This is a genomic window from Sinomonas sp. P10A9 (assembly GCF_041022165.1).
Lineage (GTDB): Bacteria > Actinomycetota > Actinomycetes > Actinomycetales > Micrococcaceae > Sinomonas > Sinomonas puerhi.
Map to the genome: position 1 here is coordinate 367,053 of NZ_CP163302.1, position 11,911 is coordinate 378,963.

Annotated in this window: 15 protein-coding genes; 11 read left to right on the top strand and 4 right to left on the bottom strand. The window is 69.8% G+C overall.

Going from position 1 to position 11,911, the window contains the following annotated elements; translation table 11 throughout:
- Positions 1–31: 31 nt before the first annotated feature.
- The 3 genes from AB5L97_RS01575 to AB5L97_RS01585 all read left to right on the top strand — a co-directional run bounded on the left by AB5L97_RS01575 (position 32) and on the right by AB5L97_RS01585 (position 2,116).
- On the top strand, positions 32–904 hold the full coding sequence (locus tag AB5L97_RS01575) for a glycerophosphodiester phosphodiesterase (protein WP_369046203.1): 873 nt from the start codon (positions 32–34) through the stop codon (positions 902–904).
- A gap of 67 nt (positions 905–971) precedes the next feature.
- On the top strand, positions 972–1,808 hold the full coding sequence (locus AB5L97_RS01580) for an AzlC family ABC transporter permease (RefSeq protein ID WP_369047331.1): 837 nt from the start codon (positions 972–974) through the stop codon (positions 1,806–1,808).
- Positions 1,805–2,116, top strand: a complete 312-nt coding sequence (locus AB5L97_RS01585) for an AzlD domain-containing protein (RefSeq protein ID WP_307957077.1) — start codon at positions 1,805–1,807, stop codon at positions 2,114–2,116. The genes AB5L97_RS01580 and AB5L97_RS01585 overlap by 4 nt, the downstream gene beginning before the upstream one ends.
- A gap of 25 nt (positions 2,117–2,141) precedes the next feature.
- Here the strand turns inward: AB5L97_RS01585 and AB5L97_RS01590 are convergent, their stop codons facing one another.
- Entirely contained in the window at positions 2,142–2,768 is a 627-nt protein-coding gene (locus AB5L97_RS01590; RefSeq protein WP_307957076.1) for a TetR/AcrR family transcriptional regulator, read from the bottom strand.
- 89 nt (positions 2,769–2,857) lie between these two features.
- Between AB5L97_RS01590 and AB5L97_RS01595 the strand changes: the two genes are divergently transcribed.
- Positions 2,858–3,184 (top strand): thiamine-binding protein, encoded by a 327-nt coding sequence (locus AB5L97_RS01595; protein WP_369046204.1) that lies wholly within the window; start codon positions 2,858–2,860, stop codon positions 3,182–3,184.
- 117 nt (positions 3,185–3,301) lie between these two features.
- Here AB5L97_RS01595 and AB5L97_RS01600 read toward each other — a convergent pair whose 3' ends face one another.
- Complete coding sequence (locus AB5L97_RS01600; protein ID WP_369046205.1) at positions 3,302–3,685, bottom strand: hypothetical protein; 384 nt, start codon at positions 3,683–3,685, stop codon at positions 3,302–3,304.
- 380 nt (positions 3,686–4,065) lie between these two features.
- On the opposite strand from AB5L97_RS01600, the gene AB5L97_RS01605 reads away from it, so the two are divergent.
- The 4 genes from AB5L97_RS01605 to AB5L97_RS01620 are packed head-to-tail and all read left to right on the top strand — an operon-like array spanning position 4,066 to position 7,196.
- A complete protein-coding gene (locus tag AB5L97_RS01605) occupies positions 4,066–4,728 on the top strand; it encodes an O-methyltransferase (protein ID WP_369046206.1) in 663 nt (220 codons plus the stop codon).
- A 14-nt stretch (positions 4,729–4,742) separates the two neighbouring features.
- Positions 4,743–5,267: a GNAT family N-acetyltransferase gene (locus tag AB5L97_RS01610; protein WP_307957072.1), complete on the top strand. Its 525-nt coding sequence runs from the start codon at positions 4,743–4,745 to the stop codon at positions 5,265–5,267.
- A gap of 10 nt (positions 5,268–5,277) precedes the next feature.
- On the top strand, positions 5,278–6,336 hold the full coding sequence (locus AB5L97_RS01615; protein WP_369046207.1) for an alcohol dehydrogenase catalytic domain-containing protein: 1,059 nt from the start codon (positions 5,278–5,280) through the stop codon (positions 6,334–6,336).
- On the top strand, positions 6,336–7,196 hold the full coding sequence (locus tag AB5L97_RS01620) for a spermidine synthase (protein ID WP_369046208.1): 861 nt from the start codon (positions 6,336–6,338) through the stop codon (positions 7,194–7,196). Before AB5L97_RS01615 ends, AB5L97_RS01620 begins: the two co-directional genes overlap by 1 nt.
- Positions 7,197–7,224: 28 nt before the next feature.
- Here AB5L97_RS01620 and AB5L97_RS01625 read toward each other — a convergent pair whose 3' ends face one another.
- Entirely contained in the window at positions 7,225–7,509 is a 285-nt protein-coding gene (locus AB5L97_RS01625; RefSeq protein ID WP_307957069.1) for a DUF2316 family protein, read from the bottom strand.
- Positions 7,510–7,519: 10 nt separating this feature from the next.
- Positions 7,520–8,446 carry a LysR family transcriptional regulator gene (locus tag AB5L97_RS01630; protein WP_369046209.1) on the bottom strand — a complete coding sequence of 309 codons (927 nt, stop codon included), beginning with the start codon at positions 8,444–8,446 and terminating at the stop codon, positions 7,520–7,522.
- A 161-nt stretch (positions 8,447–8,607) separates the two neighbouring features.
- Here AB5L97_RS01630 and AB5L97_RS01635 point away from each other — a divergent pair, with 161 nt between their 5' ends.
- The 3 genes from AB5L97_RS01635 to AB5L97_RS01645 all read left to right on the top strand — a co-directional run bounded on the left by AB5L97_RS01635 (position 8,608) and on the right by AB5L97_RS01645 (position 11,823).
- Positions 8,608–9,990 carry an MFS transporter gene (locus tag AB5L97_RS01635; protein WP_307957067.1) on the top strand — a complete coding sequence of 461 codons (1,383 nt, stop codon included), beginning with the start codon at positions 8,608–8,610 and terminating at the stop codon, positions 9,988–9,990.
- The gene (locus AB5L97_RS01640) at positions 9,987–10,730 is read left to right on the top strand and encodes a 3-hydroxybutyrate dehydrogenase (RefSeq protein ID WP_369046210.1); all 744 of its coding nucleotides are present in this window, start codon (positions 9,987–9,989) and stop codon (positions 10,728–10,730) included. Before AB5L97_RS01635 ends, AB5L97_RS01640 begins: the two co-directional genes overlap by 4 nt.
- A 307-nt stretch (positions 10,731–11,037) precedes the next feature.
- Positions 11,038–11,823 carry an IclR family transcriptional regulator gene (locus AB5L97_RS01645; protein WP_369046211.1) on the top strand — a complete coding sequence of 262 codons (786 nt, stop codon included), beginning with the start codon at positions 11,038–11,040 and terminating at the stop codon, positions 11,821–11,823.
- The last annotated feature ends 88 nt before the right edge of the window (positions 11,824–11,911 follow it).

The following is an 11,911-nucleotide window of genomic DNA, read 5'->3' on the forward strand; positions in this document are numbered from 1 at the left end:
CTCGTCGGACGGGTCCGCTACCCTATGCGGCATGACCATCCGCCCCTTTGTCTATGCCCATCGTGGAGCAAGCGCGCGCTTCGCGGAACACACCAGGGCCGCCTATCTCCAAGCGATCGCCGACGGCGCTGACGGCGTCGAGTGCGACGTCCACCTGACCCGCGACCAGCACGTCGTCCTGCTGCACGATTCCAATCTGGACCGCACGTCGAGCGGTACCGGGCCGGTCGGAGACCGCACGCTCGCCGAACTGCGCGAGTTGGACTTCTCCTCGTGGAAGGGGGCCCGGATCCCTGACGAGTTCGGCGCCCGGACCCAGCAGCTGCTCACGCTGCCGGAGCTGCTCGATCTCCTCGAGACCGCCGGCCGCGAGATCGGCCTCGCGATTGAGCTCAAGCACCCGAGCCCCTACCGGCTCAAGCTCGAGGATCGGGTCCTGGAGGTGCTGCGCTCGCGCGGGTGGGAGCCCGAGTCGTCGCGCGTGGGGAACATCCAGGTGAGCTTCATGAGCTTCGACGCCGAGGCCGTCGAGTACCTCCTCGGCACTGTGCCCGCCCGGCACGTCTGCATGCTCGTCGACGACATCTCCGTCGAGGATCTCCGCGAGTCAACGGCCCTCGGGGCCCTCACCGGGGGCGCGGTCGCGAACGTGCTCAGGGCCGCCCAGCTCAACGCCGAGGCGATCCTCGATGGTGCGCGCGTCGGCATCGCCGGCCCCGGGATCACCTACGTGAAGGATCACCCGAACCGGGTCCGCGCGTGGCTCGACGCGGGCCTGACGTTCCGGGTCTGGACCGTGGATGCGCCAGAGGACGTGGACCACTGTGTCGCCGTCGGCATCCAGCAGATCACCACGAACCGCCCCGCCGACGTCCTCGCCCAGCTCGGGGCGACGATTGCCTGAGCCCGATCCAGCCGTTCCCTCCCTCCCGTCCGCGGATTCCGCGCACGACGGCGCCGCCCGCCTTCCGCTGAGACGCTCACCCGGAGTGCGGGTCGGCGCCTCGATCGCGATCGCCACGGGGCTCTACGGGATCTCGTTCGGTGCGCTGGGGGTTGCTTCCGGCCTTGACGTGCTCCAGACCATAGCGTTGAGCCTGCTCATGTTCACCGGAGGGTCGCAGTTCGCGTTCATCGGCGTGGTCGCGGGTGGCGGCTCGGGCAGCGCGGCTGCGGCGGCCGCGACGCTGCTCGGCGTGCGCAACTCCGTGTACGGGATGCAGCTCAACGCCATGTTCCGTCCCAAAGGCTGGAGGCGCTTCGCCGGAGCGCACGTGACCATCGACGAGTCCACGGCAACCGCCGTGGGCCAGGACTCGTCGGTCGAGCAGCGCCGCGGATTCTGGGCGGCAGGCCTCGGCGTGTTCGTGCTGTGGAACGTCTTCACCGCGGTCGGGGCGTTCGCGGGAAATGCCCTCGGCGACCCCAAGCAGTGGGGGCTCGACGGGGCGGCGGTCGCCGCGTTCCTTGGCCTCCTCTGGCCGCGGCTCCGCGGTCGCGAACCGGTTGCCATCGCTGTCGTGTGCGGGCTCGCGACCGTCCTCGCGGTGCCGTTCGTCCCCGCGGGCGTGCCAATCCTCGTCGCCGCGCTCGTGGCCGCCGTTCTCGGATGGGTCAGCCACTCGCGCTCCCAGGCCCGCGCGGCCGCAGGCGCTGGCGTCGAGGGCCTCGAACCGGATCTCGATCCCTACTCGTCCCACGCCCACGGACGGCATGACGCGCTGGGTGAGCATCGCCGTCGTGCGTCGGAACCGGGGTCCACGGGAACTGGGGAGGCTCCGCGGGCGGGGGAGGGGGAAGGCGCATGAGCCTGTGGATCTGGATCCTCGTGGCGTGCGCGGCGGCCTATGCGCTCAAGCTGCTCGGCTATCTCGTGCCCCGGCGCTGGATGGACAACACGCGCATGCTGCGCATCGCGGGCACCATCACGATCGGCCTGCTCGCATCCCTGACCGCGGTGAACGCGTTCGGCAGCGGCCAGTCACTCGTCCTCGACGCGCGCCTCGGCGCCCTCGTGGCGGCGGCGATCGCGTTGCTGCTGAGGGCGCCGTTCCTCGTGGTCGTCATCGTCGGGGCCGCCGCCGCGGCCCTCCTGCGGCTCGCGGGCTGGGGCTGAGTCCCGCGCCGGAGGCCCGGGCGCGTCAGACCGGGAGTTCGACCCCGGGGATCGGCTCGAGCGGGGGGAGGGGGCGGTTCTCGCGGTGGGTGCGGATCGCGTCCTCGACGAGGGCCACGTAGCGCTGCCACGCGAAGGATCCGGGCTCCACGGTGTCCCCGGCGCCGATGAGCATTGCGACGAGCCGGACCATATCGACCAGCTGGAGTTCCTCGCGCAGCGTGCCCTGCTGCTGACCGCGCTGCAGGAGGAGCCCGAGGGACTCGATGAGCTTGCCCGCCAGCCCGAGCAGGAGGCCGCGGCGCCCTGCAACGGCGGAGAGCAGGTTGTACTCATCGTTCGCAACCTGCATCACGGCGCTCAGGACCTCCACGAGGCCCGCGGCGGCGTCGGGATTCTCGAGGGCCATTTCGGCCACGGGGTCGACCTTGACCTTGAGCTGGCGCTCGACCGCGGCCAGCACGAGCTCGTCCTTGTCCGCGAAGTTGCGGAACAGGGTCGCAGGGCCCACGCCGGCCCGGTCGGCGACGGTCTTGAGGGAGACGTTCGGGCCGTCTTCGCGGAAGCAGTCGAGCGCTGCGGTGATGACTTTTTCGATGTTGCGCGCGGCGTCAGCCCGCATCGGCTTGCGCCACGCTCGTTCCTGCTGCATGTTTCCACACTACATCCGAGAGTTTCGGTGTCGCCTATATGACGGTGCGCTCTCAACACGCGCACGACGGCGAGTGGCAGACTGGCGGCATGATTGTCGCCTTCTCCGTCGCGCCGTCGGGTGCCTCCTCCAGCGATTCGGTTCACGAGGCGGTCGCCTCGGCCGTGCGTGTGGTGCGCGAATCGGGCCTGCCGAACCGCACGAGCTCGATGTTCACCGAGATCGAGGGCGAGTGGGACGACGTCATGGACGTGGTCAAGCGCGCCACCGAGGCTGTGGGTCGATACGGGTCCCGCGTCTCGCTCGTGCTCAAGGCAGACATCCGTCCCGGGCACACGGGTGAGATTACGGGCAAGGTCGAGCGGCTCGAGAGGGCGATCGAGCGGCAGGCAGAAGGCGGCGCCGCCGCCCAGTAGCCGCGCCACCGGCCGGAAATTTCAAGCTGGGGAAGCACAGCGGGGAGGCCTTGCGGGTCGGCGCCCGGTCTTGATCGCTTGGCCCGTCGGCTCGACGAACGGGTGGTCCCGGGAAGGTCATCCGGCCCTGAGGCCGCGACCGTCGAGCGTGGCCACGGCGGTTGTCGGCCCGCCGCATCCGCGGCCGTTCGGGTAGGTGGTCGTTGGGCTGAGCTTCGTGTGGCTGGTGCCGATCGACCAGCCGGAGGTGTTGGTGCCCGATGTGGTCAGGTCCAGGGGATCGTCGTTGATACTGATCTCTATGCGGACGTCGATGCTTCCGTCCGCCGCGCGCAGAGGCACCGCACGGGGCGCACCGGGCGGGGTCGGCAGGGGAACGGGCCCGGGTGTGAGCGGTGCCGTGGCATCGATGGGCAGGCCGTGGCAGGTGCCGTCTTGGCACAGCTCGATGTCGAGCTTGGCCAGAGTGGCTGAGCGCTCCGGAGTGATGTGCAGGGTCACCGTAGAGATATAGCCGACCGCGGGGCATGCACTTGGGCCACTGCACGATGGCGGCGTCCCTGCTGCGAGAAAGACAATCACCGAACAGAAGCGACCGACCGAACCGAAACGACGCACCACGGACCCCCTCGCCAGAGTGATCGTAGATCGAAGCGGTCTTCCGTGGAAGGCCGACCACGACGTCGCTGCGGGGATCCGTCATCGCTCGCTCCTCTTGGCCCGTAGCGAAGAAAATCCCCCAAGTGCGCATCGTGGAGAGGCGTGGGGGATGTAGTGAGATCAGGCTAGCAGGCACGGGCATCGCAAGAGGCGCTCTCGCAGGCAGAAGGCAACGCGGCTGCCCAGTAGCCGAGCCACCGGCCGGGTGCCAGACTGGCCGCATGATCGAGCATGTCGCGCAGCCCGAATGGATCGATGTTGAACGCTGGCTCACCCGCACCGTGGTGAAGCCCGGCCCGGAGCACGAGCGTGCATTGACGACCGCCCAGGAGCGCGGCATGCCGCCTATCGAGGTCCAGCCCACGTCCGGGAAGCTCCTGAACCTGCTCGTGAAGATCTCAGGTGCCCGGCGGGTGCTCGAGATCGGCACGCTGGCCGGCTTCAGCAGCATCTGGATGGCGCAGGCCCTCCCCGAGGACGGGCACCTCGACACGCTCGAGTACCTGCCTGAGCACGCCGCCGTGGCCCGCGAGAACCTCGCGTCAGCGGGGCTGTCGGAGAAGGTCACCGTCCACGTCGGACCCGCGCTCGACTCCCTCCCGGGCCTCACCGGGTCCTATGACCTGGTCTTCATCGACGCGGACAAGCAGAACAACTCGCGCTACCTCGAATGGGCCGTGAGGCTCGGGCGGCCCGGCACCGTCGTCGTGCTTGACAACACCGTGTGGGAGGGCGCCCTCCTCGACACCTCGCGCGATGCGGCCAATGCGCCGTCGATCGTCGAGTCCCTCGAGCTGCTCGGAGGCCCGCTCTTCGACGCGACCGTCATCCAGACGACGGGGTCCAAGGGCTGGGACGGCTTCGCCCTCGCGATCGTGAAGTAGAGCAAGGGTGCGCGGTGGCTGAGCGGAGAGCCTCAGAGTCGAAACCCTTCGAGATCGCGGACGCCCTGCCCGACGACGCCGAGGCCATCCTCGCCGTCAAGGATGCCGGCTGGCGCGAGGCCTACGCCGACCTCCTTCCGGCCGAATTCCTGGCCGGCGGCCTCGGTGCGGGGCCCGAGCGCACGGAGCGGTGGCGAGGGTTCATGACGCCCGACGCCGCCGGCCGGTTTGCGCTCGCCCGTTGCGGCGGGCGCGTGGTCGGCTTTGCGGGCGCGGGGCCGGCGCGGGACGACGACGCCCCGGCGCCCGAGCAGCTCTACGCCGTGTACGTGCTCGCCGAGATGCACGGAACCGGGGCTGGCCGAGCATTGGTCGAGCGTGTCTTGGGCGACCGCCCCGCGTGCCTGTGGGTGTTCGAGGACAACCCGCGCGCCCGGGCCTTCTACGCCAAGCTAGGGTTCGCACCGGACGGCGCCCGCAAGCTGGATCAGTTCGGCGGCCGGTTCCTCGCGGAGATCCGCATGTCCCGGGTGGTGTAGGAAGGAGAGCATGAAGGCGCTTGTGTACCACGGTCCGCACCGGAAGGAGTGGGAGGACGTCCCCGATCCGGTGATCCATGGGCCCGCGGATGCGATTGTCCGCATGGAGGCCACGACGATCACCGGCACCGACCTGCACATCCTCAAGGGGGACGCGCCGTCCGTGCCCGTGGGCCGGATCCTGGGCCACGAGGGTGTCGGCGTCGTGACCGAGGTTGGCCCGGAGTGCCGGAAGGTCCGCGTGGGCGACGTCGTGATCATCTCGTCCATCACCAAGTGCATGGGCTGCGATTCCTGCCTGTCGGGGCTGACCTCGTACTGCGAGACTCTCGGCGGGATCGGATGGGTCTTCGGCCATCTCATCGATGGCACACAGGCGGAATACGTGCGGGTGCCGTTCGCGGAGAACGGGCTCGTCCCACTGCCCCGCGGCGTGACCGTCGAGCAGGGCACCGTGCTCAGCGACATGCTGCCCACCGGGTACGAGATCGGCGTGCTCTACGGCGGCGTGGGCGAGGGGGACGAGGTGGCGGTGATCGGTGCCGGACCGGCGGGGCTGGCCTCGATCATGACTGCCGGCGCGCTCGGGGCCTCGAGGATCATCGCCGTGGACCGCAACGACTACCGGCTCGAGAGGGCGCTCAAGTGCGGGGCCACGGACACGGTCAGGGTCGCGGACGGGGTCGACCTCGGAGCGGCGGTCAGGGCGCTCAGCCGCGACGGCCTCGGCGTCGACGTCGCCGTCGAGACCGTCGGCCTGCCGAGGACCTACGCCGAGGCGCTCGACACGATCAGGCCCGGCGGCCGTGTGGCCAACGCCGGTGTGCACGGCAAGCCCGCGGTCTTCCCGCCGGACCGAGACTGGATCGCCAACCTCACCGTCATGACCGGACTCGACAGTGAGGCGGAGGAGCCAGACCTCCTCGAGCGCATCGCCGACCGCGAGATCGATCCGGCCAAGCTCGTCACGCACCGGTTCCCGTTCGCCAGGATCCTCGACGCGTACGAGGTGCTCGGGAACGCGGACGCCAGACGCGCCATCAGGGTGATCGTCGGGTCGGGGAAGTGATGGCGCGCGCTGCGGCCGGTGGCCCCGTTGCCGGCATCTACCCCATCAGCACGGGCACGGCGGAACTCGTCCAGGACGGCGACTCGCCCGACGGTTGGCTCCTGAAGATCAACGGGGTGCAGAGCTCGCACATCGTCCTCAGCGACCCCCTGCGGCTCGACTTCGAGTACATGCGCTGGATCGTGGCCCTCATCGAGGACCGCTTCGAGCCCCATGCGGTGGACAGGCTGCGGGTCCTCCACCAGGGCGGCGGCGGGTGCACGATGCCCCGCTACCTCGCGGCGCGCTATCCGGAAGGGCGGCAGGTCGTCGTCGAACTCGATGCGCAGCTCGCCGAGTACGTGCGCGAGTGGTTCGACCTGCCCAAGGCGCCGCTAGTGCGCCTCCGGGTCGGCGAGGCGCGGGAGGTGACGGAATCGCTCACGCCGGCCACGCGCGACGTCGTGATCCGTGACGTGTTCGCTGGCGCGCGGACGCCGGACCCGCTCACCACCGTCGAGTTCATCGGGGCATCCGCCCGGCTCCTCGACACGGGCGGACTGTTCGTCGCGAACATCGGCAGCGCACCGAACCACATCACGGCCCGTGCCGAGGCCGCGGCGATCGCAGCCGTGTTCCCGCACACCGCGATCGTCTCGGATCCGGCGATGCTCAAGGGACGTCGCTACGGCAACATCATCGCCGCCGGAAGCACGACGCCGATCCTCGCCTCGCCTGGGATGCGTCGCCGTCTCCTGGGCGGGGGCGTTCCTGCCCAGTTCTGGGACGACGCCCAGGTTCGGGCGTGGATCGGCGCGGCGGAGGCGCGCCGGGACCCGTCGCCTGGGGCAGACACCCTCGACCCGGACGCGCTGCCCTGAAACAGACGCTACCCTGACCCGGGGCGCCTCAGTCGAGCGGGAACCAGGCCGTGGCGGCCGTGCGGGCCCTGTCGGTCAGGACGGTCCACCGGGCGGCTTCGTCCGGGTCTTCCCTGAGGGCTGCGTCGAGGTAGTCGCGCAGGGCCCACACGTCCACCGGCGAGACGTCGGACCCCACCGCGAGGGTTGCGTCGAACCGCTCACGGGTCCATCCGAGGTCGGTCTCGACCGTGCCGCGGGGGATGCCGCTGCGGCGCAGGTTCTCTGCCAGATCCGTGCTCGTCTGCCGGCGTTGGGCTGAGGTCAGTGACATGCGGCCAAGCCTATGTCGAGGCACTGCCGGCGGCACGCCCGCTTGGGGCGCTGCCGAGCAGCATGGGCCGGGCGATCTCCATCTGGGCCTGCAGCGCCTCGGCCACAGCCGCCACGGTAGGCTGGCGGTAGGAGTCGGCGCGCAGGACCATCCAGTAGGGCAGCCGCTCGCTGAAGTAGTCGGGCAGGATGCGCACGAGGTCCTCGTGGCGGTCGGCCATGAAGCAGGGGAGGAAGCCCACCCCGGCGCCGGCCCGGGTGGCCTCGACGTGAACGAACACGTTGGTCGAGGTCAGGCCGTCCCGCATCTCGGGGGCGAGGCGCCGGGGGGCGTCGAGGTCATCGACCTGCAGCATCGAGTCCACAAAGTACACGAGCCCGTGGCGGGCGACCTCGCTGGGCGTCTGGGGCCTTCCGTGCCTCGCGAGGTAGTCCCGCGAGGCGTACATCCCGAGCGTGTAGTCGCCGAGCCGGATGGCCTGGGCGCGGTGGACCTGGGGCTCGCCCACCACGACTTCGATGTCCACCCCCGAGCGCTGCTGCATCGCCCGCCGTGTCACGGTGATGAGCTCGACGGTCAGCCCCGGGTGCTCGGCCCTCAGGGCCGCGACGGCGGGGGATGCGATGTAGGCGCTGAAGCCGTCGGTCGCCGTCATGCGTACTGAGCCGGTGACCGGGTCCTCTTCGCCTTGGCCGAGGCGGCCCATCGCCTCGGCGATCTGTACCGCGACGCCCACGGCGCGCTCGCCGAGCGGCGTCAGCTCCCAGCCGCCCGCCGCGCGGGCGAGCACGCGCCCGCCGAGGGCCTTCTCGAGCGCCGAGATCTTGCGGGCGACGGTCGTGTGGTTGAGGCCGAGGCCCTCGCCCGCCGTCGTGAATTTCCCTGAACGGGAGACCTCGAGGAGGACCAGCAGCAGCTCGGGCGAGGGCGACGTCATGGGCTCAGCCTACGAGTGATCTGCACATCTGCACACGACCCTTGCCTGATTGGTCATTGAGTGCGCAGCAATGCGCAGGGAATACTCGTCCAAGGCATGTGACGGGCGTCATACCGTGGTGGCGTTCGCGAGACTGCCAGTTCCGACCCAGGAGGGCAAACATGAGCGTGAACCAACGCTCCGCCGGTTCCGCCGGCTCCGAGACTTCGCTTCTCAAGAAGATCGTGTCGGCCTCGATGGCCGGCACGGTCGTCGAGTGGTACGACTTCTTCCTCTACGCGACCGCCTCGACGATCGTGTTCAACAAGGTGCTCCTGCCCAAGATGGGCAACGAGTACGACGCGATCATCGCCGCGTTCCTCACCTACGCCGTCGGCTTCGTGGCGCGCCCGCTCGGCGGCATCGTGTTCGGCCAGATCGGCGACCGGATCGGCCGCAAGCAGACGCTCCAGATCACGATCATCCTGATCGGCGTCGCGACGGTCCTCATGGGCTGCCTGCCCACCTACGCGCAGATCGGGGCGTGGGCGCCGATCCTCCTCGTTCTGCTCCGCTTCATCCAGGGCCTCGCGCTCGGCGGCGAATGGGGCGGTGCCGTCCTCCTGGTCGCGGAGCACGCACCTGACAAGAGCCGGGCGTTCTGGGCCTCGTGGCCGCAGGCCGCGGTCCCGCTCGGCAACGTCCTGGCCACCGTAGTCCTGTGGCTCATGACCACGACCCTCTCCAATGATGCGTTCCTGGCCTGGGGCTGGCGGGTCGCATTCTGGCTGTCCGCGATCGTCGTGGTCGTGGGCTACTACATCCGCACCAAGATCGACGAGGCCCCCATCTTCCAGGAGGCCAAGGCAGAGATGGACTCCGAGAAGGCGGCCGGCTACGGCGTGTTCGAGGTCCTCAAGCGGTACCCCAGGGGCGTCCTGACGGGCATGGGCCTCCGCTTCGCGGAGAACATCATGTACTACCTCGTTGTGACCTTCTCGATCGTGTACCTCGGCACCGGCCTGAAGATGAACACCGGGTCGATCCTCGGCGTCATTGCGATCGCCCACATCTGCCACTTCGCGATCATCCCCCTGGTCGGCCGCCTTGCCGACCGCGTGGGCCGCAGGCCCGTCTACCTCGTCGGCACGATCCTGGGCGGCACGTGGGGCTTCTGGGCCTTCCCTGCCTTCGGCACCAAGAACACCGTGGTGATCCTGGTGACCATCATCGTGGGCCTCATGTTCCACGCACTCATGTACGCGGGCCAGCCCGCCATCATGTCCGAGATGTTCCCGACCCGCATGCGCTACTCGGGCGTGTCGATCTCCTACCAGGTCACCTCGATCGTGGCGGGCTCGCTTGCCCCGGTCTTCGCCACGGAGTGGCTCAAGGCGACCGGTTCGTGGTGGCCGACGGCCGTGTACCTTGCGATCGCCGGAGTGATCACGCTCGTCGCGGTGCTCTCCCTGCGTGAGACCAAGGGTGCCTCGCTCCATGCGCTCGACGCCGCCGATGCGGCCAAGCAGCGCAGCGAGGTCCCCGAGGCGGGGGCCCGCGCGTGAGCCTCGAAGGACGCAAGGCCCTGGTCACGGGCGGCGCCGCCGGCATCGGCGCCGCCGTGGCCCGGGGGCTCGCCGAGAAGGGCGCGCACGTGGTGGTCGCCGACCTCGACGGCGAGGCCGCGCAGAAGCTGGCCGCGGATCTCGGGGGGAGCGTCTGGGCGGTCGACCTGCTCGACACGATGCCGCTCGAGGACCTGCGTCTGGACTGCGACATCCTCGTCAACAACGCCGGCATCCAGAAGATCGCGCCCATCGAGGACTACGAGCCGGAGACGTTCCGCCGGATCCAGCGGCTCATGGTCGAGGCACCGTTCCTGCTCGTCCGGGCGACACTGCCGCACATGTACGAGAAGGGTTGGGGGCGGGTCATCAACCTCAGCTCGGTGCACGGCATCCGCGCGTCCGCCTTCAAGAGCGCCTACGTGACCGCCAAGCATGCGCTCGAGGGGCTCTCGAAGGTGACCGCCCTCGAAGGCGCCCCGCACGGGGTGACGTCCAACTGCATCAACCCCGGGTACGTCCGCACGGCCCTCGTGGAGCAGCAGATCAAGGACCAGGCCGAGACCCACGGCATCCCCGAGTCGGAGGTCCTCGAGAAGGTCATGCTCACGGAGATGGCAGTCAAGCGGCTCGTCGAGCCCGCCGAGGTCGCCTCGCTCGCGTGCTGGCTCGCCTCGGACGACGCAGGGATGGTCACCGGCGCGAGCTACACGATGGACGGCGGCTGGTCGGCCCGGTAGCCGGTAGCCGGTAACCGGTGGCCGGTAGCTGCGCGGGGCCGGACCCCCCCGTAGCCGACGCCTCCGGAACCTCGGGCGTCCCGCACGACACCACTCAGCGCCGTTTCTGCCCGCATTGGGACGGAAACGGCGCTGAGTTGTGCCCGGCGGGACGCCTGTGCCGCGGCACCCCGATGAGGTCTCGGACCGCAGACGGTCGTTATGTCTGGAATACCGGACGGTAGCCGGACAGCGGCGGATGCGCATAACCGTCGTCCGCGTGCACACTGGAGTTCGGTATTACAGACAGCGACCCGACCGAGGTGCCATGCCCGAGCTCGACCAGAAGTCCAAGGTGCCCGCCGCCGAGAGCACCCTGCGCATCCTGCGCCTGCTCGCCTCACGCCGTGGGCCGCAGCCGGCCTCCGCGATCGCGACACAGCTCGGCCTGCCGCGCTCCACGGTGTACCACCTCCTGGCGGTCATGGAGGAGAGCGGATTCGTCATGCATCTGAAGGAGGAGCAGCGCTACGGTCTAGGGATCGGGGCGTTCGAGCTCTCGAGCGCCTTCTCGCGCCAGGAGCCCCTCTCGCGTCTGGGCCGACCTGTGCTCGCGGCTCTCGTCGATGCGATCGGCGAGAGCGCGCACCTCGCCGTCCTGCACGGCCGGGACGTGCTGTACATCGCCGAAGAACGGGCCAAGAACCGGCCCTCCCTCGTCACCGACGTGGGTGTGCGCCTTCCGAGCCACCTCACGGCGAGCGGGCGGGCGATCCTCGCCGCGCTACCGAAGTCGCAGGTCCGCGCGCTCTACCCGAATGCCGCCGCGTTCTCGACCCGCACGGATGAAGGGACGCAGATCCGCTCGTACTCGACGCTCCAGTCCGAACTGGACCAGGTGAGGCAGCGCGGCTATGCCACCGAGGACGGTGAGATCACGCCGGGGCTCGCATCGGTCGCCGCCGCGGTCCTGGACCACACCGGGTGGCCCACGGCTGCCGTCGCCGTGACATTCGAGGGAGATCGTGTGCCTGCCGAGCGCCGCGAGGATCTCGCGAGGCGCGTCACGAGGGTCGCGGGCGAGCTCACGGCGAGGATCTACGGGCGCGGCTGACGCTCGAGGTGGTGCGCGGCCCGCTGGCCGGCGGTATGGTGTGCATCACATGTCGGTGCCCTCAAGTGGCGTTCCTCGCCACGCGGTG